Here is a 23240-nt window from a genome sequence, read left to right on the forward strand (position 1 = left end):
TTTTAAATTTATAAAGGTTTAAAAAATGTCTTTTAAAAAAAAGCCCTTCGCTAACCAATTACGAAGGGCTAATTACTAATCAATAAACCAACTTAATTAGTTAATACAAAACTAACTTTCTTCTCGGCATTTGAATTTCCACCAACGAAAACATCAAACTGTCCAGGTTCTGCCACAAATTGTAAAGCAGAGTTATAAAATTTTAAATCTTCAACTGTGATCTCGAATGTCACGGTTTGTTTTTCTCCTTTTTTAAGAGTTATTTTTTGGAAATTTTTAAGTTCTCTTACAGGTCTTGTTACCGATCCTACTACATCTCTGATGTACAATTGAACCGTTTCTTTTCCATCATAATTTCCTGTATTAGTCACATCTACCGTTACTTTTAGCTTTTCGCCTGAGTTCATTTTATCAGATGAAATTTTCAGATTTGAATACTCAAAAGTGGTATAACTTAACCCGAAACCAAATGGAAACAATGGCTCGTTTCTTTCGTCAATATAGTTGGATCTGAACTTTTCGAACTTACCTTCTGTGTTAACCAAAGGTCTTCCTGTATTTTTGTGTGCATAGTAAATTGGCAACTGACCAACACTTCTTGGGAAGGTTGATGTTAGTTTTCCGGAAGGGTTTACATCTCCAAACAAAACGTCAGCAATAGCATAACCCGCTTCTGTACCTGCGAACCAAACATTCAAAATAGCCGGAACGGTTTCATTCTCTTCTTTAATTACTAACGGACGACCGTCAAACAATACTAAAACAACCGGTTTTCCTGTTTTTAGCAAGGCGTTTAATAAATCTTTTTGGGCTTGTGGAATTTCCAAATTTGTACGGCTGCTTGATTCACCGCTCATCTCTGCAGATTCTCCAAGTGCCGCAACAATTACGTCTGACTGATTGGCTACTTTTAATGCTTCTGCCAGTAATTCTTCTTTCGAACGTCCGTCACGGTGTAACGTTTTACCAAACATGGTTGCTTTAGTTTCAAACTCTTCATCGTAATCTAAGTTGCTTCCTTTTGCATATAAAACTTTTGTCGATGCTCCTGCTACTTCTTTGATTCCTGCTAAAAGTGAGATTGCATTTTCCATTCTTGTTGCTACACTCCAGGTTCCCGGCATGTTTTCTTTGGCATCTGCCAAGGGTCCGATTAAAGCAATTGTTCCTGATTTTTTAAGTGGCAACAATTGATTTTGGTTTTTTAACAACACTAATGATTGTGCTGCTGTAGAACGAGCTTCTTTTCTGCTGTTTGCAGTAAAAATTTCTGTTTTTGCTCTATTAGCATCACAATACTTGTAAGGATCACTAAATAGACCTAAATCGTATTTTGCTTCCAGAATAAGTTTAACAGCATTGTCGATGGTCTCTATCGTTACTTTTTTCTCGTCTAACGATTTTTTCAAAGTTCCTAAGAAACCTTCACCAACCATGTCCATTTCAACACCTGCATTTAACGAAAGTGCCGAAACAGCTTGTAAATCTCCCATTCCGTGCTCGATCATTTCAGGTATCCCTGTAAAATCGGTAACCACAAAACCTTTAAAGCCCCATTGTTTTCTTAAAACATCTGTCATCAGCCATTTGTTTCCTGTTGCAGGAATTCCGTCAATCTCGTTGAAAGAAGCCATTACAGAACCTACACCTGCATCAACAGCAGCTTTGTATGGAGGAAAGTAATCGTTGAACATTCGAATATGACTCATATCAACCGTGTTGTAATCACGACCTGCCTCTGGTGCTCCGTATAAAGCAAAGTGTTTTACACAGGCCATAATTGAATTGTTTTTAGAAAGATCGTTTTGCTGGTAACCGTTTACCATTGCTTTTGCAATCTGACTTCCCAAATACGGATCTTCTCCTGAACCTTCAGAAACTCTTCCCCAACGCGGATCACGAGAAACATCAACCATTGGAGAGAATGTCCAGTTGATACCATCTGCACTCGCTTCCTGAGCTGCAATTCTGGCACTTCTTTCAATCAGATTCATGTCCCAGGTACAAGATAATCCTAACGGAATCGGGAAAGTAGTTTCGTAACCGTGAATCACGTCCATTCCGAAAATCAATGGAATTTTCAGACGGCTTTTTTCCACCGCAATTCTTTGTACTTCTCTAATTTTTTGAACAGATTTAATATTGAACAAACCTCCAACTTTACCTTCAGCAATTTTTTTCGCCACATCAGAACTGTTTGCCTGTCCTGTAGTAATATCTCCGGAGGTTGGTAAATTAAGCTGCCCTAATTTTTCATCCAGTGTCATCTTTGACAATAACTCTGCTACAAACTCCGATTTTGGTTTTATTTTTACTGTATTTTTAGTGTTCTTTTTCTGAGCATATCCCAGAACAGCACATCCTAAAAACAGTAAGACTAATTTGTTCTTCATTCTACTATATTTATTTGTTTGTGTTCGTTTTTTATTGGTTTAAATGTCCAGCCATAAAATGCTGAACTGTCATAAGCTCCTGTTACTAGAATCCGTACTTTCCGGATTTAAAACCAAGCTTAACCAAACCTTGTTTTACTTCGGGAGCATTCATGAATAGTTTCCAAAGCAAACCGGTACGATAATTTTCAATCATTACTACTTCAGGTCCCTGGTCAATAGCCAGGTACCGTTTTGCAACCCAATTATTCTGTAGGCTAACCGCATCATAAAACCCTGCCTCTCCAAAAGTTTCCTTTTTATGATTTTCGTATAAATTTCTAATTACAGCGATTGATTCTTTTGGTGTATAAACAATTGAACTAATGGCTGCTGTTGGAGAGATAACTCCTTTATCGTTGCTTGGCATGTGAGCATCGTACCCAATAGATCCGTCAGGATTTCTGGAATAAGACGCGGTTAAGCCCCAATAATCGGCTCCGTATCCTTTAAATTTCCCTGGATTTTCGATACAATATTGGTAATCAATTTTTACCTGATTGACATTCAGATCCCAATAGTTGGCATACTTATCTGTTAGCTGGTTCGGATCAAGTCCTACATACGAATAATGTGCCCAGAACAATGGTCCGCCAAATTCATCGGCTCCATTGTGTTTTAGAATTAGAGGAATATTGTATTTGGTTTTAGAAGAAACTATTCCGCCGCTTCTCGCCCAGCCTTCATGATATGCTTTTGCATCGATCGCGTGTGTTGGTGAAGATGCTGCCATGACATAGGTAATCAAACATTCGTTGTAGCCTTCAAGAGCAAAATTCATTTGCCAGTTGTAAGTTGGTGACCAGTGCCAGTACAAAACATTTTTATTATTCGTGTACCATTGCCAGTCTACTCCTTTCCAAAGTGCATCGTATTTTTGAGCTACCGCTTTTTCTTTCTCTGAACCGTCTTTTAGATATTCGCGAACGGTAATCATTCCTGCAACCAAAAATGATGTTTCGACTAAATCTCCACCATTATCCTTGGTTCCAAAAGGTTTTACTTTTCCTGTATTTCCATCTATCCAGTGCGACCATGCTCCATGAAAACGATCCGCTTTGCCTAAAAAATCAGCAATTTTGTTCAGTCTCTCAACTCCTTTTTCTTTCGTTACATATCCTTGTGACATTCCGGAAACAATAGCCATCAATCCAAAACCAGAACCTCCTGTGGTTACAATATGTGCATCGTTTTCAGGATAAATTCTATCCGGATGGTAACGTTCTCTTGCTAATCCTGAATTTGGCTCAGCATAATCCCAAAAATATTTAAACGTCTCTTTTTGAACTACAGCTAAAAGTTCATCATCTGTTAATTTTACAGCAGACGATTCTTCTTTTTCTGTTTGTTTGCTTTCTTGTCCGTTACAGCTCAAAAAAGTAAAAGCTAATAGTAAAACTGAAATTTTAACCATTATATTTTTTTTAATATCAGTGAATAAAAACCACTTCCTTCAAAAAGGAGAAGGAAGTGATTTTAAAAGTTTATTTAGTAACCTCCTGGATTTTGTTGTGAAAGTCCACCCGCTTCTCTTAAGAATGTAGTAGGAATTGGAAATAATTCATGTTTACCAACAACGAATGTTTTTCCGTCGGCAGCCATAGCAGCCTGAGCTTGTCCTGTTCTTACAAGATCAAACCATCTGTCATGTTCGAAAGCCATTTCTAATCTTCTTTCTTTCCAGATTGCTTTTCTAACATCTGTTTGAGAAGTAAAAGGAGTATCTCCTAAACCTGCTCTTTTACGAATCATATTCACTAAAGGAATTGCTGCTGATGTCTGTCCCAATTCATTCAAAGCTTCCGCCTTCATTAACAATACCTCAGCATATCTTAAATATCTAAGATTGGTATCTGTAAATTCCTGATTGTAGAAATCTGAAGAATACGCTTTGTAATTGTACATGGGATTTGCTACAGTAGCCGGTACCGGTCTTCCATCGTATAAAACGGAACCTCTGAAAATAATCGTTGCAGCTCTTCTTACGTCGCCTGCTTCATAAGCATTTGCTAACCCCTGAGTAGGTGTATTGAAGCCCCAACCCCATCCTCCTGCACCACGTGGTGCCTGAGAAACAGAGTAGTTTCCAATTCCAAAACCAGGGCTTGAAGTTGAACCAATTCCATTAATTTCAAAAATGGACTCTGGACCAAATTCTCCAGCTTTTTTATATTGTAGCGCATAATCAGCTACTAAAGAATATCCTGTTACTTTATCACAATTGTCAATTACTTTTTGCCAATTTTTTTGATATAAATTTACTTTTGCTAACAGAGCATAAGCAGAACCTTTAGAAACACGACTTTTGTCTTCTGCCGCGTAAGCTGATTTCTCCGGTAAATTTGTAATGGCATCATTCAAATCTTTCTCGATAAATGCGTAAACTTCAGCCGGCGTTTTACGGGTTAATTGCATGATTCTATCCCCTTCTGAACCCGGAATTGGTAAATGATCAATAATTGGAACTCCACCGTAACCTTTTACTAAAGTGAAATACATAAAAGCTCTGAAAAATTTAGCTTCTCCTTCTAATCTTACTTTTAAAGCCGGTGTCACCTTATCTAATTTAGGAAAAATAGCCAAAGCCTGATTACATCTGTTAATTCCCGCATAATGAGCATCCCAGGTAGATTGAAATGAAGGAGTCGAAGCATTATAGGTTAAGGCATCAATAATGTCCTTATCTGCTCCGGTATCTCCAGGATCAGAACCTTTATCTGCATCATCAGAAATGATACTTGTAACAGCATTCCATCCAAAAGAAGACATATCCCATCCTAAAAACTGATTGTAAATTGCGGTTACAAAACCTGAAGCTCCTGCGTCGTTATTAACCAACTCTACATCTGCTGACGGAATCGATTCTGTAGGGCTTACATCTAAAAAATCATCTGCGCATCCTGCAAAAAGTAACCCGGACAACACAAACATTGATATATATATTCTTTTCATGATATTAAAATTTTAAATTAGCACCGATAACAAATGATCTCAATGATGGGTAAGCATCTAACTCAACACCCTGAGTACCTTCAACCAATTTACCATCACTAACGACGTCAGGAGAGAAACCTGAATACTTTTGAGTAATAAACGGATTAATTGCGTTTACATAAATTCTGCAATAGTTAAAGAACAGATCTTCTTTTAATGGCAATTTGTATCCTAAACTAATGTTGTTGATTCTGAAGTAATCTGCTGATTCCAAAAAGAAAGTAGATGCATAAGGAATCTCATTAGAAGGCGCCGGATTTGAAGCAGTTGTGTTAGTTGGTGTCCAGAAATTGCGAGCCATAGAAGCTTCTATATTTTCACCACCAAAACGCTGTGCTTTTTTTCCATTGTATACTTTTGCTCCTCCTGTTCCGTAACCATCAACAGAAAAATCAAAGTTTTTATAATTTACTCCCAGAGTAATTCCATACGTTGAAGTTGGTAAGACTGTTCCAACATACTTTTTATCGGTTCTTTCGTTTAATGCTGACTGAACTACTTTATCACCCGCTGCTGTGTAGTATAACATTTTACCATTTGACGCATCAATACCAGCAAACTCATACATATAGAAACTTCCTAAAGGTTGTCCAACTGAAGTGTTATCCAATATTTTAGTGTTTTGACCATTTCCTAAACCTCCACCAATAGTCGGAGCAATTTGGACGTTTTTCAGACTTGTAAGTTCATTTTTATTGTGAGAGTAATTACCCCCTACCCAATAACTTAAATTATCGCTTATTTTATCATCCCAACGCAAAGCAATTTCATACCCTTTGTTTGATACTTCTCCGATATGTGAATAAGTTGAAATATTGTATCCTGAAGTTGCATAAGGTTTAACATTTAAAATGGTATTGGTTGTTTTTTTGTCATACAAATCAAAAGATCCTTTTAATCTGTTAGCAAACAATTCAAAATCAAATCCTCCTGAAAGTTCTTCTACAATTTCCCATGATAAATTAGGATCGATCTGTGAATTGATCGTTATTCCTGAGCCGAGACCCGGCACATCAACTCCTGAAGTAAAAACCTGAGTATTTAACGGTATGTTCTGATTTCCTAATCTACCCCATGATCCTCTTAATTTTAATAAATTAAGTGTTTCAATATTGCTTAAAAAACTTTCTTTTGATACAATCCAACCTAAACCAACTGATGGAAATGTTCCCCAACGTTTGTCTTCAGCAAATTGAGAAGATCCGTCACGTCTTACAGTACCAGTAAGTAAATATCTGTCCATTAATTTGTACTGAAAACGAGCAAAATAAGAAGCTAATCTTCTCTGATTCAAAGCTTCATCTTTATAACCTGTTACTGAACTTGCAACATTAATATCTTTTAAAGACCAGTAGTTTGAATTTGGATTTACATTTTTTCGGTCAATCGTTAATTTTTCTCTGGTTCCTTGTACGTTGGCCTCTATACCGGCAGTAACTTCAACATCATGAATTTCTGCAAAAACTTTATTATAAGTCAGGTAATTAGATAAATTCCAGTTGAAATACTGATCTCTGCCTCTTGTTAAAGTATTTGTATTTAAACTTTTAGTATCGTAAGCAGATACTACACGAGTAGGATCTCCTGATAACCAAAGTCCTAAATTATCTACATAATTATATTGTTTGTAGGTAAAGAACTCTCCATTAAACTGAGAGGTGAATTTTAACGATTTGAAAATATCATAATCCAATTTCAAACCTCCTTGTAAAATAACAGTCTCTTGTCTCTCGTTTGTAAAATCTAACTGAGCCACAGGATTCGCAACATTATTGAAAGACGCTCCTGTTTCGGCAACTACTCCATTTGAAACAAACGGCACTCCATATTTTCCATTAGGATAACGTACAGGAACAAGAGGGGATTGTCTGTAAGCATTTGTAAAAGCGCTTAAAGGCATTGGAGTGTTTTTTATCGTACTCACACTCATATTCTGAGTTACTCTAACTTTATCCGAAATTTTAAACTCATTATTACTTCGAATCGTAGTTCTACCATAATCAGGTCGGTTCAGAATTCCTTTTTCTTCGTAATTTCCAACACTAAAAAAGTACTTTACATTATCTGAAGACCCTGAAATGGCAATATTGTTTTGCGTATAAGATCCTGTTCTTGTAATTTCGTCAAACCAATTGGTATTGTAAGGCTGATTGGCAGAAAATCTTCCTTGTGGAAAAGCACCACTGTAAGCAATATTACTATAACGAACATATTCGTCGCTATTTGCCATTCTGACCTTTTTCAAAGGAGTTCTGATTCCGGCAAAGCTTTCTACATCTACCGTAAGTTTTCCTTTTCCGGATTTCGTGGTGATCATAATTACACCATTTGCACCTCTTGTACCATAAATAGCTAAGGAAGAAGCGTCTTTTAAAATCTCGTACGATGTAATATCATTTGCATTAATGTTATTGATATTCTCCGTTGGCATACCATCTACTACATACAAAGGATTTTTTCCTCCCAAAGCACTACCAGCTCCTCTAATGATTACAGAAGGTGTACTTCCCGGTGCATCTGAAGCAGATACCTGAACCCCTGCCGCCTTACCTTGTATGGCCTGAGAAGCATTTAGTACCTTCATTTTTGTAATCTCTTCAGATTTAATAGAGCTTATCGCTGAAGTATTATCAATTTTCTTTCTTGTTCCGTATCCAATTACAACCACATCTTTTAATACAGTATCACCTGATTCTTTTAAAGTAATAGTCATTGGTGCGGAAGTTGCTGCCACAGAAACAGGCTCAAAGCCCAACATCGAGATCTTTAGTATCTCCCCCACTTTGGCATTTATGGCAAAATTTCCGTCGAAATCAGCATCAGCAGAAACTCTTGAGTTTGAAGCAGCAATAATTGCTCCGGGAACTCCCATTCCATTACTGTCTACTACTTTTCCTTTAATTGCTTGTCCAGACATATAAGCCGGCAATAGCAAAAGCGCTAAAAAGCTAAAAATAAAATTTTTCATACAGTTCGTAATCGTTTAAGTTAGTAGAGCCAAATTAAACAATTACAACGTTGTAGTACATCAAATACCACTACTACATAGCTACATCATTATGTTAAAATCAGAATGTAAAAGTTTAAATTTCAACACATTAAATGTTAATTTTATTTTATTAACATAACGTTATGATGTAGTAATGATGTATTAGAATTATACAATAAAAGAAGTAGAAAAATATAAGATATTTAAAAAAATAATCTCAATCTTACAGACTTAATAAAAACTTTGAGAGGTTTTCATCCTGAGTAAGGCCTAATTTCTTTCTCAAACGATATCTGTGCAATTCTACGCCCCTAAAAGAGATGTTCATCATAGGTGCAATTTCCTTGGAAGAAAGATTCATTTTAAGGTAAACACACAGTTTTATATCCTTAGGAGTTAAGTTTGGAAACTTTTTAGAAAGATTAATGATAAATTCATTGTGAATCTGATTCAGATTGGTTTCAAAAATCTCCCATTCATGTTTGTTCACCTCATTGATTTTAATTGCCTTTTTAATTTCACTCTTCAGTTTATTGAAGTCTTTTTCAGAATTCAAAATGTTCTGAATGTTATCAATCATTTCACTTTGCTTGGCAATAGACAATGATTTTCCGGCAACTTCTGAGGATTTTGTTTGCAGTTCCAGTTCCAAAATATGTTTTTCATACTCCTGAACATTCAATTCATTCTCTGCTTTCAATTCCATTTCAAGAATTTCACGCTGATGCTTTAACTCTTCGGCCTGTAATTTCAGTTTTTGCATATAGCGTAACTTGTTCCACTTGTAATAGAAAAATAAAACCGCTCCCACTACAAGCAGATACAGTAAAATCATCCAGAATGAAAAATACCAGGGTTCTGCCACTTTAAAATCAAAATCTGCTACCTCTTCGTAACTCGCACCATCATGTTTGTAAACCACTATAGCATGTGAACCACTGCTTAAATTGTTCAATACGATCAGTCCGTCTGAAATTGGCAGGAAATCGCCGTTTTTATTGATTTTATAAAACAAATTAGGCTTACTTGCTCCGTAAATTCCGGAAATTACATTTATTCTTATCTCAGTGTTGTATTTGATCTTATCCTCATTTGATATAAGATTTCCATCATTAAAAGCTTCTATCTTTACATTAGCATTTTGCTTGTTTTCATAAGTGAGCTGAAGCGATATAAAACCATCATCAAGATTGAGTAAATAATGGTTCTGAGTTTTAAAAATCCTCAAATTATCATTGATCAGGGTACCTTTATAATATTTCTCCTGAATAATGTTCCAAATGAATTTATTGCCCTTTGCATATATATGGTACAATATTCCATTCTGAAGCACTACAAAATGATCTTCATCAATTGAAACGACATCACTTATATTCTTAAAATTAGAATTAAACAGCTCATTTTCTTCAAGACTGCCGCTAATCGAATTATAGGTATACCAAACATTATTGATTAGGAAAAGAATTTCATTTCTAAATTCAAAAATCTTTACACCAAAATCATTCTTAATTTTACTCTGCTGTGTTATATTTTCAACTTTTTTAGTCTTATAGTTATCATCGTACAATACACGATACAATCCGCGGTAATTATCTGCAGCCCAGATTTCATTTTTCTGATTCTGAGCCACATACTTTATAGGTTTTGAAAGATCATTAATAACTTTGTTCTCAGTAGGTACTGCAATATCATTATAAGCCACAACACCGCTGTAAGTCGATTGAAAATAAGTATTATTGATACTGCTTTTTGTCAAGTTCCATCCTCCGCTTCTGTTATTGATTTTAACCAATGAACCATTTTCGTAACAAAAAGTTCCATCATTATGACCTATAATATACTTAGTACCAATTTTACTAATATTCCAGGCCTGCCCCTGTGTATTAGGCAACATATTAAACTTACCGGAAACAAATTCGAAAACTCCGTGATTGGAAGCAATCAGATATCCTTTATCGATAGCTGCGACAGAATAAACAGAACCCAGAAGTCCTGAATTATCATAAAAGAAAGAAATCGGAGAGTTGATTTCAACATGCGTAATACCATTATCCAGACCAAGCCATAAATCGTTCTCTTTATCGAAACCGATGCTTAATACCGAATTATTCATCAAGACATTATTCCGATTAATATTTTTATAGGTATCCGTTTGAAAGTCGTAGATAAAAACACCTCTGTTCCCGGTTCCTACTACCAGTTTATTACCTTTAATAAACTTAGCAACATTTATCGTTGCCGATTTTAAAACTTCATTCAACGGATTATTCCAGGGTCTTAAACCTCCTTTTTCCACAATAAAAATTCCTTTCTTCTGTGTAAAAATAAACGTCTCGTTCTTGTACTTTTCAATAGCGTGAACTACGGTCTTTTTTAAAACATTCCAACCTTTCGGATTGGCTATTTTTGAACCGTCCATTCGGAAAAGGCCTTTTGCAACTGAAGCAACATAGACATCATTATCCACTACAAAGCAATAGGATATTAGAAAAGGGAATTTGATTTTCTTAATGTGTTTTCCATCATAAATAAAAACATCATTGAAAGACTGGAAATAAACGGAACCTTTAAACTTGAAAATTTTCCAAATCTCTTCATTGTCCTTTTCGTCAAACAAACGCAGTTTTTTAGTGATGGAAACGTAATGCATCTTTCCGCCTTTTCGGTACCAGTAACCAAACTCTTTATACGAGCCTGAATAGATCTTATCGCCTTCGATCATGATCGAACGGATGATCGTTTTATTAGGTAATGTATACTTTTCCCAGATGACACCGTCATAACGCAATAAATAGTGATTATTGGCAAAATACATGGCATCATCATTACCCTGAACCACATTCCAAATTTGATTGTCACCTTGGTAATCAGATTTATTATAATTTTCTACGAATGGAAGTAATTCTTGTGCCTGGATTTGAAAAGCAATGAAAAAGAAGAATATAAATTTAGGAAGTATCGATTTCAAAATATTCGGTTTTATCTTCAAAGATACTGACAAATATTGAATCTGATGGCATAAAAAAAGCTCCTCAACAGAGAAGCTTTCCTTATAATATAAAGTCTATTCTAGCTTTGAAGCAGCTGATAAACCTGATGAGCAATTTCGTATTCTTCATCTGTAGGGATCACCAAAATTTTTGCTTTTGAATTTGGTACGTTAATCTCTCTGATTTCTTTAGAACGAATCTGATTCTTTTCATCGTCCAGTTCAATTCCAAAATAATCCATATCAGTACAAACCAGCTTGCGCATATAAGAGGAGTTCTCTCCAATTCCCGCAGTGAAAATAATTGCATCCAAACCGTTTAGAGCTGCCGCGTACGAACCAATCGTTTTTTGAATCCTGTAGGCATTCATTTGCAGCGCCAATATACAATCTTTATTTCCTTTTTCCGCTTCTGCTTCAATGTCGCGCAAATCGCTGTAGCCTGTAAGTCCAAGCATACCACTTTGTTTCAATAAAATCGAGTTTACTTCATCAGCTGAATACCCAAGATTCTTAACCATATAAAAAATAACCGACTGATCAATATCTCCTGAACGAGTTCCCATGATAAGACCATTTGAAGGAGAAAATCCCATGGTATGATCGATACTTTTCCCGTCTTTAACAGCAGTCATACTACAGCCATTTCCTAAGTGAATGGTGATTATTTTGGAATTCTTTTCTAAATAATCAATTGCTTTTGCAGAAACGTATTTATGACTGGTTCCATGAAAACCATAAACACGCACTTTATGCTCTGTTAAAAGATAATTTGGAATAGCAAACTTATAAGCTACTTCTGGCATAGTTTGATGGAATGCAGTATCAAAAACTGCAATTTGCTCTGCATCACTAAAGATTTCTTCTGCTACATTAATACCCTCCAAATTAGCAGGATTATGTAGCGGTGCCAGTTCAAAAAGTTCTTTGATTTTTAATTTTACTGCTTCATCAATTTTCACTGTATCGCTAAAGGCACTTCCTCCGTGAACCACGCGATGACCCACCGCCGCAATTTCTGAAGTCGATTTAATCACTCCCTTTTCGGCATCTAAAAGCATATTGGCTACTTTTTGTAAACCAACCTTATGATTGGCAATCGGTAGGGTTTCTTCGATGGTATTTGACGAAGTTTTGAAAATTACATTTGAAGTTTCCAATCCAATTCTGTCAATCATACCGGTACAAATTACCTCATTTGTAGGCATAACCATTAATTGATATTTGATTGAAGAACTTCCTGAGTTTATGATAAGTATTTTCATTTTTTTTTAAGATTCTAAGAGACTGAGTCTCTAAGTTTTTTACTGTTTTTAGCTTTAATGTCACCCTGAGCGAAGTCCAAGGCCGGGCAAACAAAGAAGGCTTCGACTCCGCTCAGCCTGACTTACGTTTTTTAATTGATTAAAGTCCTTGGGCCTGAATAGCAGTGATTACCACGGTATTGATGATATCATCTACGGTACAGCCACGGCTTAAATCGTTTACCGGTTTGTTTAACCCTTGTAACATTGGGCCGATAGCCAAAGCTCCGGTTTCACGCTGAACTGCTTTATAGGTATTGTTTCCTGTATTTAAATCCGGAAAAATAAGCACACTCGCCTGCCCTGCTACTTCAGAGTCCGGCATTTTACTTTTTCCGACAGCACGATCTACAGCGGCATCGTATTGAATTGGCCCTTCAATTTTTAAATCAGGACGTTTTTGTTTTACGATTTCAGTTGCGGTTCTTACTTTATCAACTTCATCTCCTTTTCCGGAAGAACCGGAAGAATAAGAAAGCATGGCTATTTTAGGCTCAATTCCAAAAGCTGAGCTTGATTCTGCCGATGAAATGGCAATTTCTGCCAATTGTTCTGCTGTTGGATTTGGATTAATGGCACAGTCTCCAAAAACAGAAACTCTGTCTTCTAAACACATAAAAAACACAGACGAAACTACTGATGAATTGGGCTTGGTTTTAATGAATTGTAAAGCGGGTAAAATAGTATGCTGCGTGGTATGAGCAGCACCTGAAACCATTCCGTCCGCATGTCCTTTATACACCATCATCGTTCCAAAATAAGAAACGTCTTCCATTAAATCTCTTGCGGTAGTAATGCTGATATTCTTGGCTTTACGAAGTTCATAATAAGTGTTGGCATAATCTTCATAAAGTTCTGATTCTATCGGATTAATGATATTGATTTTAGAAAAATCCAATGTAATTCCAAGCTCATTGACCTTACCTTCAATTTGTTTTTTATCGCCAATGATCGTAATATCGACAACATCCATCGACAACAATCTCGAAGCGGCGATGATAATTCTCTCGTCGTTTCCTTCGGGTAAAACAATATGCTTTCGGTGCTGTCTGGCTCTCTTCACCATGTTGTACTGAAACATTTTTGGTGTCATTCCCTCTGCTTCAAAAGTGATTAGCCTTTCAGACAAATCATCCATGGCAACATACTTTTCGAAAGTACTGATTGAGGTTTCTATTTTATGAGTATTATTGGCGTAGATTTCTGATCTGATAGATCCTATTTTGTTCGTGATACCATAAGTTCCGCCATCAACTGCGATAATAGGTACGATAGATGAAAGACCTTCGATAAGTTTTAAAATACTTTCTTCAGGAACAATGTTTCCGGTTAGAATAATTCCGGATATTGTTGGATAATTTGCCGATTCGTTGGCTTGTAAAGCTCCCAGGATAATATCCGAACGATCTCCGGGAGTAATCACTAGCGCATTATCATGCAAATGGACCAGATAATTGTGCAATTGCATTGCTCCAACACTAAAATGCCCGATTTCATTGTTCAGATAAGCACCTCCAAACAGTACTTTGGCATCAAGCTGATTGACTATTTCCTGCATCGTTGGATTGTTCAAACTTGAAATCAGCGGAATGGTATTGATAAGCACATTCGTCGGCAAACTTTTTTGCAATCCCTGTGTCACCAATTCTATATTTTCCGGTTGTACTTTATTGGCAATGACCGATAAAACCTCAACTTCTTTCACTTTAAAGGAATCATAAACCAAATACAGGCTGTCTACTAATTCTTCTAAAGTTTTGCCAACTCCTGATCCGATAATAATAGTAGGAATCCCAAGGTTTTTAGCAATCAAAACATTCAAATCGAGTTCGATTGAAGTTCCTTCTCCGGTAAAGCTTGTTCCTTCTACCAGGACAAAGTCAAAACGTTCTTCAAGTTTCTTATATTTCTCGATAATCAAATCGAGAACCTCTCCTATTTTCCCTTTATTCTTTTTCTTGATTAGTTTGCTTTTGGTGATCGCAAAGGCATCTTCAAATTTAATATCCAGATTAAAATGTGACAATACTGTTTCGATATGATTGTCTAACTCGCCATCCACAAAATCTTCCACGATAGGCCTGAAATAACCCACTTTAGCCGTTTTACCAATCAAAATACTCATCAAACCAAGTGTTACAATTGATTTTCCGCTGTTCTGATCGCTCGTAGCTATATATATTGCTTTACTCATAATTTATGTATTAACTCAACAAATGTCGTATATAATCTATTTTTTAACGATAAATAAACGTTAAAACCAACGCCTTTTTTTAAAATAAATGATTAAGGCTATCACCAATAAAAACATGCTTGTCATGACAATGAAATAGCCGTTTCTTTCCTTCAGTTCGGGCATATATTCGAAATTCATCCCGTATACCCCAACAATAAAAGTAAGCGGAATAAATATGGCTGAAATGATGGTCAGGGTTTTCATAATCTCATTCATTTTTCGGCTTTGCTCCGAAAAATAGAAATTGGAAGCACTTTCTAAAGAACTCATATCAGATTCAATCTGCTCCAGAAGTTCTAAACTTTTCTGATGCAGTCTAATGAAAAAATTAAATGTTTCTTTCTGAATAAGCCCATTATTTTCATCATCATCTTTAATGGTCTTCAAATAATAAAGTGAATCACGAAGCGGAGTGATAGAACGTTTTAAAAAATTAAAATTGTCGCGATGATTTTCAATTTTTTCCAGAATAACAGGATCTGCTCCTTTCTTGGTTAAATCTATAAGTTCTTCGATATTATCTTCTTCATCTTCAATTGTAATATAAAAGTTTTCCATTACGGCATCCAGCAATAAATAAAGCAGATAATCGACTTTTTTTGTTCTTACGATTCCGGCATGGGTGCGCAAACGTTCACGTATGTGTGTAAAGAAGTCACTTCTTTTTTCCTGGAAAGAAATCAGTATTCCGTCTTTTAAAATAAAACTGAGCTGTTCAACCTTAAGACCGTCTGAATATTCTGAAGGCAACAACGATTTTATATTGAAAAATAAAATATCCTTTTGTTCTTCCAACTTGGTTCTTTTGGTTGTATTTAAAATATCAGCCAATAAGAAATCATCTACTTTAAAATGATCTCCGATTGTTTTGATAAGACCGATATCATTTAATCCGTGAATATTCAGCCAATTATTTTTAGTATAATCAAAACATGAATTTATGGCCAAAACCGTAAATTTCTCATATTCAACAATATCAGTATCATTATAAACAAAAAGCTGCATTTCTGTTTCATGACTTTTATGTGTGCCCGTGTACTCCAGACTTGTATGCTGCAACTTTCTGCCTTTCTTGTATTTTATCTTTCTCATTCAAAAATGATTTACAAAGTAATATTACAAAAAAGTTTCGGAATGGGAAATGACAATTGTCATTTTGCCAAGCTTATATTACTATAAATTGTACTATTTTTACTACTTTAAATAATTAAACCCGACAGGTTTCAAAAACCCGTCTAGTTTAGATAACGTAAACGATTGGCAAATAACACATAAACATGCAAATTACAGAACCTTTAGAATTTGGAAAATACTATCATATTTACAATATGAGGAATAAATAGCGAAAATATTTTTAAAGAAAATAGAAATCATGAGCATTTTCTCAATTTGTACAATAAACATATTGAACCAATCGCAGAAACTTTTGCATGGTGCCTGCTTAAAAATCATTTTCATTTATTGGTTAGAATTAAAACATTTGAAGAAATCCTTCATACTCACGAAGATTACGAAATTAAAAGAATTATAGCCCCTCATCAATCCTTTGGAAACTTGTTTAATGCCTATACAAAAGCAATCAATAAAGGATACAATAGACATGGTGCATTATTTGAACGAGCTTTTAAGCGAAAACTAATTGATAACGAAACTTACTTACAAACTGTTATAAAATACATCCATTACAACCCTGTAAATCATGGCTTCTGCCAACACCCGATTGAATACCCCTGGAGTTCCTATCAAACCTGTATCTCTGAAAAACCTACAAAACTAAAACGTGAAAAAGTAATTTCATTGTTTCAGGATATTGAAGACTTAAAAAGTTCGCATCAACAAAAAGAAAATTTTACTTCATTGGAAGATTTCCTTAATTCATAATGTAATACTATAAACAAACCGGACAGGTTTTAAAAATCTGTTCGGTTTAAATTAACAATACAACACAATTAAACACTAACCATAAAAAAAACCGAGTCATTTCTGGCTCGGTTTTTTCAAAACAAAGTATTCTAATTATGGTTGTGTTATAACAGTATAAGACAAGTTTGTAAAAGTTCCGTTTTTTACTTCAAAAATTTCAGGAGTATTAACTTTAGTCTGCAGCGAACCTACTTTTTTAGACATAAAGCTAAAAGTTCCGGATACCGTTTTATTAGCAGGATCCATCGAAGTTATGGTTAACTTTCCAGTCTGAACAAAATGTTCTGTAAAAGTACTTCCATCAATTAAATAAGTATTTATGAATAAAGCATTCATATTATCCTCATCTTCTGCATTTTCATCAAAGTTATAAGCTTTTATTGGCATAGCATCAGCAGTTGTCAGTTCGCTTACACAAGCTAGCGATAACATTTGGGCATTATCCTGAATATTAATATCAAAACGTTGCTGTTTTTCGCTTTTTACTTTGATTAATGTTACACTGTTAATTTTGGTTGCATTCCATGCTGTACCATTTATGGTAGCCGAAACAGAGTTACCATTATCCTTCTTATCATTTTCATCACTACTGCAAGCTGTTAACAAGACTGATAACGTCAATAATCCAATGCTTAAAATTTTCTTCATGTTGAGAGTTCGTTTAAATTATTTTTTTTCCAAAATAAAGACTAAAAACCCTAATAAACTTACGTAAAACCACATTCGCAGCAAATAATTCCGGCAAAACTGGACAGGTTTTAAAAACCTGTCCGTTTTAAATATTCAATATAAGAAATTCGAAACTCTATTTTCCTAATATAATCCACAAAACAAACCCGACAGGTTTCAAAAACCTGTCGGGTTTAAATAAAAAAACCGGGTCATTTCTGACCCGGTTTTCATTATTGTTTAAAGAAGAATTATTTTACTTCTTCGAATTCAACGTCTTCAACGTTATCTCCTTGAGATTGCTCTTGTTGTGGAGCTGCTTGTTGCCCTTCACCACCTTGAGCGTACATTGCTTCTGTAGCTGTTTTCCAAGCTGCATTAACATTGTCTAATCCTTTTTGGATTGCATCAAGATCTTGAGATTGGTGAGCCATTCTCAATTCAGTTAAAGCATATTCGATAGCTGTTTTTTGATCATCTGTCAATTTATCTCCTAACTCTTTCAATTGAGATTCAGTTTGGAAGATAGTACTGTCAGCTTCGTTCAATTTCTCAGCTCTTTCTTTTGCAATTTTGTCAGCATCAGCGTTAGCTTCAGCGTCTTTTTTCATTTTTTCGATTTCTTCAGCTGTTAAACCAGAAGAAGCTTCGATACGGATATCGTGAGATTTTCCAGTTCCTTTATCAGTTGCAGAAACTTTGATGATACCATTAGCATCGATATCAAAAGTAACCTCGATTTGAGGAACTCCTCTTGGTGCTGGTGGAATACCATCTAAGTGGAAACGACCGATAGTTTTGTTATCAGCTGCCATAGCTCTTTCTCCTTGTAATACGTGGATTTCAACAGATGGTTGAGAATCAGCAGCAGTAGAGAATACTTGAGATTTTTTAGTTGGAATAGTTGTGTTAGACTCGATTAATTTAGTCAATACACCACCCATAGTTTCGATACCTAAAGAAAGAGGAGTTACGTCAAGTAACAATACATCTTTTACATCTCCAGATAAAACTCCACCTTGAATAGCTGCTCCAATAGCAACAACCTCATCAGGGTTAACACCTTTAGATGCTTTTTTACCGAAGAATTTCTCTACTTCGTCAGCAATTCTTGGCATACGAGTAGAACCTCCAACAAGGATTACTTCGTCGATATCAGATGTAGATAAACCTGCATCTTTTAATGCTTTAGCAACTGGCTCCATAGAACGTTTTACTAAAGTATCAGATAATTGCTCAAATTTAGCTCTTGATAATTTTTTCACTAAGTGTTTTGGTCCTGAAGCAGTAGCCGTTACGTATGGCAAGTTGATTTCAGTTTCAGCAGAAGATGATAATTCAATCTTAGCTTTCTCAGCAGCTTCTTTCAAACGTTGTAATGACATTGGGTCTAAACGTAAATCAATTCCTTCTTCAGATTTGAATTCGTCAGCTAACCAGTCAATAATAACTTGGTCAAAATCATCACCACCTAAGTGAGTATCACCATTTGTAGATAATACTTCAAATACACCGTCTCCTAATTCAAGAACAGAGATATCAAAAGTACCTCCACCTAAATCGTAAACAGCAATTTTTTGATCAGTTCCTTTTTTATCTAATCCGTAAGCAAGTGCAGCAGCAGTTGGCTCGTTGATGATACGCATAACTTTAAGACCAGCAATTTCTCCAGCTTCTTTAGTAGCTTGACGTTGTGCATCGTTAAAGTAAGCAGGAACAGTAATAACCGCTTCAGTTACAGTTTGACCTAAATAGTCTTCAGCAGTTTTTTTCATTTTTTGAAGTGTCATTGCAGACAACTCCTGAGCAGTGTATAAACGACCGTCAATATCCACACGTGGAGTATTGTTGTCACCTTTTACAACACTGTAAGGAACTCTTTTTGCCTCTTCTTGAGTTTCAGCAAAAGTGTGTCCCATAAAACGTTTAATAGAAGCAATCGTTTTTGTAGGATTCGTTACTGCTTGTCTTTTTGCAGGATCACCTACTTTAATTTCTCCACCTTCAACAAAAGCGATGATAGATGGTGTAGTTCTTTTTCCTTCTGCGTTAGGGATAACAACTGCTTCGTTACCTTCCATTACAGAAACACAAGAGTTCGTCGTACCTAAGTCAATTCCGATTATTTTACCCATTTTTTATATATTTAATTTTTGATATACATTTTATAACTCAGGTGGCATAAGTCAATCTTTGTGCCAATATAAAAAACCAAAGTAAATTGTCAGTTTTACTATTGGCACGACAATAATCATCTGACAACATGACATTTTTAATACCTGACATACGTGGCATATCAGTACTTTACATGTCATTATTAACGGAATTGATCATTCATTAAGTCATAAAACAGCAATATAAAAAGCCCCGTCAAGTCTCTTATTTACAGCAAAACATGCTACTTTTGAAAAATAATAGAGTCCCGTTTTGACCAAACAAAATTCAACTCTCTCTTTTTTATTGATTTTTAAGCTTTAAAGATAGCATCTTAAAAGTAGAAATTAATAATAAGCAACATTAACAAATTATAAAAAAACAAACTGATGATCGAAATTGATAAAATCGCATTAATAAAAGTCGAAAATGGCCAAATTCTAAGCACTAAATCAAGAGGAAAAAACAAATATTATATTCCGGGCGGAAAAAGAGAAGATAACGAAACTGATGAACAAACTTTAATCAGGGAAATCCAGGAAGAACTAAGCGTTGAAATTCTACCGGAATCTATCGAATATGTTGGAACTTTCAAAGCACAATCTGACGGACATGCAGATGGAATTACCGTAAAAATGACCTGCTACAAGGCAGATTACACCGGAACACCCAAGGAAAGCAATGAAATAGCCGAAATTAAATGGTTAAATTATAAAGATCTGGACATCATTTCAGAGGTTGATAAAATTATCTTCACGCATCTGAAAGAAAACGGATGGATCAATTAAACAAAAATTAAAGATTAGGTGAAGAGAATTTTTTGTTTTGCAGTTTCAGAAAACCATAACAGAACCGACAAAGCATCAAAAAAAGCACAAACAATTGACAAACTGAAACATACACAATTAGCATTAATACTATTCCCATATTTAGTAAATTGCAGTACTAAAATTTCAGCACATCAATAACAATTGTAAAATATGGAAACTAAAAAAGCATATATCGCAGGAGGCTGCTTCTGGGGAATGGAAGAACTGTTCAGAACCCGTCCGGGAATTTTAAATACTGAAGTAGGTTATATTGGCGGACAAAATGAAAACCCAACTTACAGGAATCATCCCGGCCATGCTGAGGGAATAGAACTGACCTATGATCCTGAAGTTACAAACTTTAGAGAGATTCTGGACTATTTTTACCGCATTCACAATCCTACTACGATAGATCGTCAGGGTAATGATATGGGGTCCAGTTATCGTTCTGCCATTTTTTATCAAAACGAAGAGGAAAAGGCCATTGCCAAAGAAGTCATTAATCTTGTGGATACTTCAAAAAAATGGGGAGAAACTGTAGTCACTACTTTAGAGCCTTATAGTACTTTTTGGGCCGCTGAACCGGAGCATCAGGACTATCTGCAAAAACACCCAAATGGCTATACCTGTCACTTTGAAAGATTTGAAGAGAGTTTCTTACTCTAAGCATAAACCATCTTTTATCTCCAATAAAGAAGATCATGAAAATTTCAAAACTTTATTGGAGATAGTATTGGATCAAATAGACAGGAATTAATAAGACAGTAATCAAATGAATACAATAGGTTTTGGAGGAGGCTGTCATTGGTGCACCGAAGCAGTTTTTGATTTTTTTAAAGGAGTAACCAATGTGCGGCAGGGCTGGATAAAATCTGAAGCACCTGACGATACTTTTTCGGAAGCTGTTCTTGTTGATTTTGATTCCCGTATTATCCCGTTAGAAGTTCTCATTGAAGCACACTTGATTACACATTCCAGCACTTCAAATCACAGTATGAGAGAAAAATACCGATCAGCTATTTACTTTTTCGACAGCCATGAAGCTGTCCAAATTTCAGAAATACTCCAAAAACTGGATCATAAATTAGGCCGAAAACACATTACCAGAATCTTACCTTTTACTGCCTTTAAAAGCAACGAAGAACAATTTCTACACTATTACGAAACCCGAAAAGAAGCTCCGTTCTGCCAGACTAATATTGTTCCAAAACTGAAAAAATTACAAGAGGAGTTTGAAAAACATAAAAAAAGCAGTTAAAAATAAAGTAAAATATTCTTCAGTTTTCCAAAAGAGATATAAATATTCGTAATTTCGGTTTTTCATTAAAATTACAATTACAAAATGGCTTCATTTATTAAAGAAATCTCTTTTCGCTGGTCAGATCTTGACCCAAACTTTCACGTTCGTCACAGTGCTTATTACGATTTTGGCGCACAGCATCGTATTGAAATCCTTGAAGAACTGGGTTTAACTTTAAGAGTAATGCAAACGCAGGGTTTTGGACCTGTTTTGTTTAGAGAAGAATGTATTTTCAGAAAAGAACTAAAACTTTCCGACAAAATATTTATTCATACCAAAACCTCAAAAATGAAAGCGGATGCTTCACGCTGGTCGATCATTCATGAATTTAGAAGAGAAGACGATACACTTTGTGCTGTTATTACAGTTGACGGGGCCTGGATGGATACTAAACTTCGTAAATTAGCTTCTCCAACACCGGAAATCGCTATCGAAGCATTAAGCATCTTCCCAAAAAGTGATGATTTTGTTGGACTTTAAAAGCAAAATTCAATCTAATATAAATTATAAAAATCCAAAAAGCACATTCTAACAAAAGTCGTTTTTTGGATTTTTTTTTCAACCTTAAAACCTATGATCGACTACTTAAAAGACTTTAGAATAGGGATTTTCATTGCTATTATTGCCATTGTCACAATAATTCTTGGTGCGGTTACGGATAAGGTACTTCGTTATTTTTTGTATCGCAAACAGGCCAATAAAGAATATGATGCTACCGGCTTTAAGTTCCTGAAGCACCTGATCATTACTGTAATTTATATTTTAGGGTTTGCCTTTGCGTTAATTCAGATTCCCGAATTTAAAATAATAGGTCACTCCGTTCTGGCAGGAGCCGGAGTAATCTCAATTGTTGCCGGTCTGGCTTCCCAACAAGCCTTAAGCAATATTGTAAGCGGAATATTTCTTGTTGTTTTTAAACCCTTTCGCATCAACGATAAAATTACCATCAACAATTTTGTGGGTACTGTAGAAGATATCAATCTAAGACAAGTGGTTCTGAAAGATGCCGAAAACAACCGGATTATCATTCCAAATTCAGTAATCAGCGCCCAGATTATTGTCAACACCAACATGCATGATAGCAAATGTTGTAAAATCATCGAAATCGGCATTGGTTACCAGTCTGATATTGAAAAGGCCTTAGAAATCATGCAAGACGAAATTGCCAAACATCCGTTTTTTATCGATACCCGAACTGCCGAAAGTAAAAAACAAAACACACCTTTGGTTGTAGCTCGTGTAGTAGCACTGGCAGACTCAAGTGTTACCTTAAAAGCATGGGCATGGGCAAAAAACTCTACAGATGGCTTTATCCTCTATTGTGATTTGCTCCAAAGCATTAAAAAACGTTTTGATGAAAATAATATTGATATTCCTTATCCACAGCAGGTAATAACACTTAAAAAGTAATTTACTCTCCAGATTATTTCATGCTGCAGTT

16 protein-coding genes are annotated in these 23240 nt (G+C 35.4%); 6 read left to right on the plus strand and 10 right to left on the minus strand.

The window, feature by feature from the left end; all coding sequences use genetic code 11:
• Positions 1-92: 92 nt before the first annotated feature.
• The 8 genes from bglX to corA form a co-directional block, all read right to left on the minus strand.
• Positions 93-2393, minus strand: coding sequence for a beta-glucosidase BglX (gene bglX / locus B0A80_RS11520; RefSeq protein WP_089077372.1), 2301 nt, complete (start codon positions 2391-2393; stop codon positions 93-95).
• Positions 2394-2478: 85 nt separating this feature from the next.
• Positions 2479-3846, minus strand: a complete 1368-nt coding sequence (locus tag B0A80_RS11525) for a glucoamylase family protein (RefSeq protein WP_089077373.1) — start codon at positions 3844-3846, stop codon at positions 2479-2481.
• 74 nt (positions 3847-3920) lie between these two features.
• Entirely contained in the window at positions 3921-5384 is a 1464-nt protein-coding gene (locus B0A80_RS11530; RefSeq protein ID WP_026109996.1) for a RagB/SusD family nutrient uptake outer membrane protein, read from the minus strand.
• A 4-nt stretch (positions 5385-5388) separates the two neighbouring features.
• The gene (locus tag B0A80_RS11535) at positions 5389-8394 is read right to left on the minus strand and encodes a SusC/RagA family TonB-linked outer membrane protein (RefSeq protein WP_089077374.1); all 3006 of its coding nucleotides are present in this window, start codon (positions 8392-8394) and stop codon (positions 5389-5391) included.
• 244 nt (positions 8395-8638) lie between these two features.
• Complete coding sequence (locus B0A80_RS11540; protein ID WP_089077404.1) at positions 8639-11383, minus strand: helix-turn-helix and ligand-binding sensor domain-containing protein; 2745 nt, start codon at positions 11381-11383, stop codon at positions 8639-8641.
• Between the two features lie 101 nt (positions 11384-11484).
• Positions 11485-12669, minus strand: a complete 1185-nt coding sequence (locus B0A80_RS11545) for an acetate/propionate family kinase (RefSeq protein WP_089077375.1) — start codon at positions 12667-12669, stop codon at positions 11485-11487.
• 139 nt (positions 12670-12808) lie between these two features.
• The gene (gene pta, locus B0A80_RS11550; RefSeq protein WP_017496562.1) at positions 12809-14902 is read right to left on the minus strand and encodes a phosphate acetyltransferase; all 2094 of its coding nucleotides are present in this window, start codon (positions 14900-14902) and stop codon (positions 12809-12811) included.
• 60 nt (positions 14903-14962) lie between these two features.
• The gene (gene corA, locus B0A80_RS11555) at positions 14963-16036 is read right to left on the minus strand and encodes a magnesium/cobalt transporter CorA (protein ID WP_089077376.1); all 1074 of its coding nucleotides are present in this window, start codon (positions 16034-16036) and stop codon (positions 14963-14965) included.
• 369 nt (positions 16037-16405) lie between these two features.
• On the opposite strand from corA, the gene B0A80_RS11560 reads away from it, so the two are divergent.
• Positions 16406-16825 (plus strand): hypothetical protein, encoded by a 420-nt coding sequence (locus B0A80_RS11560; protein ID WP_233430740.1) that lies wholly within the window; start codon positions 16406-16408, stop codon positions 16823-16825.
• Positions 16826-16960: 135 nt separating this feature from the next.
• Here B0A80_RS11560 and B0A80_RS11565 read toward each other — a convergent pair whose 3' ends face one another.
• Both B0A80_RS11565 and dnaK read right to left on the minus strand, forming a co-directional pair.
• Entirely contained in the window at positions 16961-17515 is a 555-nt protein-coding gene (locus B0A80_RS11565; RefSeq protein WP_089077377.1) for a DUF6252 family protein, read from the minus strand.
• Positions 17516-17787: 272 nt separating this feature from the next.
• On the minus strand, positions 17788-19671 hold the full coding sequence (gene dnaK, locus B0A80_RS11570) for a molecular chaperone DnaK (protein WP_017496558.1): 1884 nt from the start codon (positions 19669-19671) through the stop codon (positions 17788-17790).
• A gap of 408 nt (positions 19672-20079) precedes the next feature.
• Here dnaK and B0A80_RS11575 point away from each other — a divergent pair, with 408 nt between their 5' ends.
• From B0A80_RS11575 to B0A80_RS11595, 5 genes are all read left to right on the plus strand, one after another.
• Entirely contained in the window at positions 20080-20478 is a 399-nt protein-coding gene (locus tag B0A80_RS11575; protein WP_070906642.1) for an NUDIX hydrolase, read from the plus strand.
• Positions 20479-20670: 192 nt separating this feature from the next.
• Positions 20671-21165 carry a peptide-methionine (S)-S-oxide reductase MsrA gene (gene msrA, locus B0A80_RS11580; RefSeq protein ID WP_070906643.1) on the plus strand — a complete coding sequence of 165 codons (495 nt, stop codon included), beginning with the start codon at positions 20671-20673 and terminating at the stop codon, positions 21163-21165.
• A 106-nt stretch (positions 21166-21271) separates the two neighbouring features.
• Positions 21272-21757: a peptide-methionine (S)-S-oxide reductase gene (locus tag B0A80_RS11585; RefSeq protein ID WP_089077378.1), complete on the plus strand. Its 486-nt coding sequence runs from the start codon at positions 21272-21274 to the stop codon at positions 21755-21757.
• 84 nt (positions 21758-21841) lie between these two features.
• Positions 21842-22279, plus strand: a complete 438-nt coding sequence (locus B0A80_RS11590) for an acyl-CoA thioesterase (protein WP_017496553.1) — start codon at positions 21842-21844, stop codon at positions 22277-22279.
• A gap of 93 nt (positions 22280-22372) precedes the next feature.
• Positions 22373-23209 carry a mechanosensitive ion channel family protein gene (locus B0A80_RS11595; protein WP_017496552.1) on the plus strand — a complete coding sequence of 279 codons (837 nt, stop codon included), beginning with the start codon at positions 22373-22375 and terminating at the stop codon, positions 23207-23209.
• The last annotated feature ends 31 nt before the right edge of the window (positions 23210-23240 follow it).

It is taken from the genome of Flavobacterium tructae (assembly GCF_002217475.1).
GTDB classification, from domain to species: domain Bacteria; phylum Bacteroidota; class Bacteroidia; order Flavobacteriales; family Flavobacteriaceae; genus Flavobacterium; species Flavobacterium tructae.

Coding starts and splice junctions, on each gene's coding strand:
- corA (WP_089077376.1), bottom strand. CDS start 16,036: ATGAGAAAGATAAAATACAAGAAAGGCAGAAAGTTGCAGCATACAAGT.
- pta (WP_017496562.1), bottom strand. CDS start 14,902: ATGAGTAAAGCAATATATATAGCTACGAGCGATCAGAACAGCGGAAAA.
- B0A80_RS11595 (WP_017496552.1), top strand. CDS start 22,373: ATGATCGACTACTTAAAAGACTTTAGAATAGGGATTTTCATTGCTATT.
- B0A80_RS11590 (WP_017496553.1), top strand. CDS start 21,842: ATGGCTTCATTTATTAAAGAAATCTCTTTTCGCTGGTCAGATCTTGAC.
- B0A80_RS11530 (WP_026109996.1), bottom strand. CDS start 5,384: ATGAAAAGAATATATATATCAATGTTTGTGTTGTCCGGGTTACTTTTT.
- bglX (WP_089077372.1), bottom strand. CDS start 2,393: ATGAAGAACAAATTAGTCTTACTGTTTTTAGGATGTGCTGTTCTGGGA.
- B0A80_RS11585 (WP_089077378.1), top strand. CDS start 21,272: ATGAATACAATAGGTTTTGGAGGAGGCTGTCATTGGTGCACCGAAGCA.
- dnaK (WP_017496558.1), bottom strand. CDS start 19,671: ATGGGTAAAATAATCGGAATTGACTTAGGTACGACGAACTCTTGTGTT.
- msrA (WP_070906643.1), top strand. CDS start 20,671: ATGGAAACTAAAAAAGCATATATCGCAGGAGGCTGCTTCTGGGGAATG.
- B0A80_RS11565 (WP_089077377.1), bottom strand. CDS start 17,515: ATGAAGAAAATTTTAAGCATTGGATTATTGACGTTATCAGTCTTGTTA.
- B0A80_RS11545 (WP_089077375.1), bottom strand. CDS start 12,669: ATGAAAATACTTATCATAAACTCAGGAAGTTCTTCAATCAAATATCAA.
- B0A80_RS11525 (WP_089077373.1), bottom strand. CDS start 3,846: ATGGTTAAAATTTCAGTTTTACTATTAGCTTTTACTTTTTTGAGCTGT.
- B0A80_RS11575 (WP_070906642.1), top strand. CDS start 20,080: ATGATCGAAATTGATAAAATCGCATTAATAAAAGTCGAAAATGGCCAA.
- B0A80_RS11535 (WP_089077374.1), bottom strand. CDS start 8,394: ATGAAAAATTTTATTTTTAGCTTTTTAGCGCTTTTGCTATTGCCGGCT.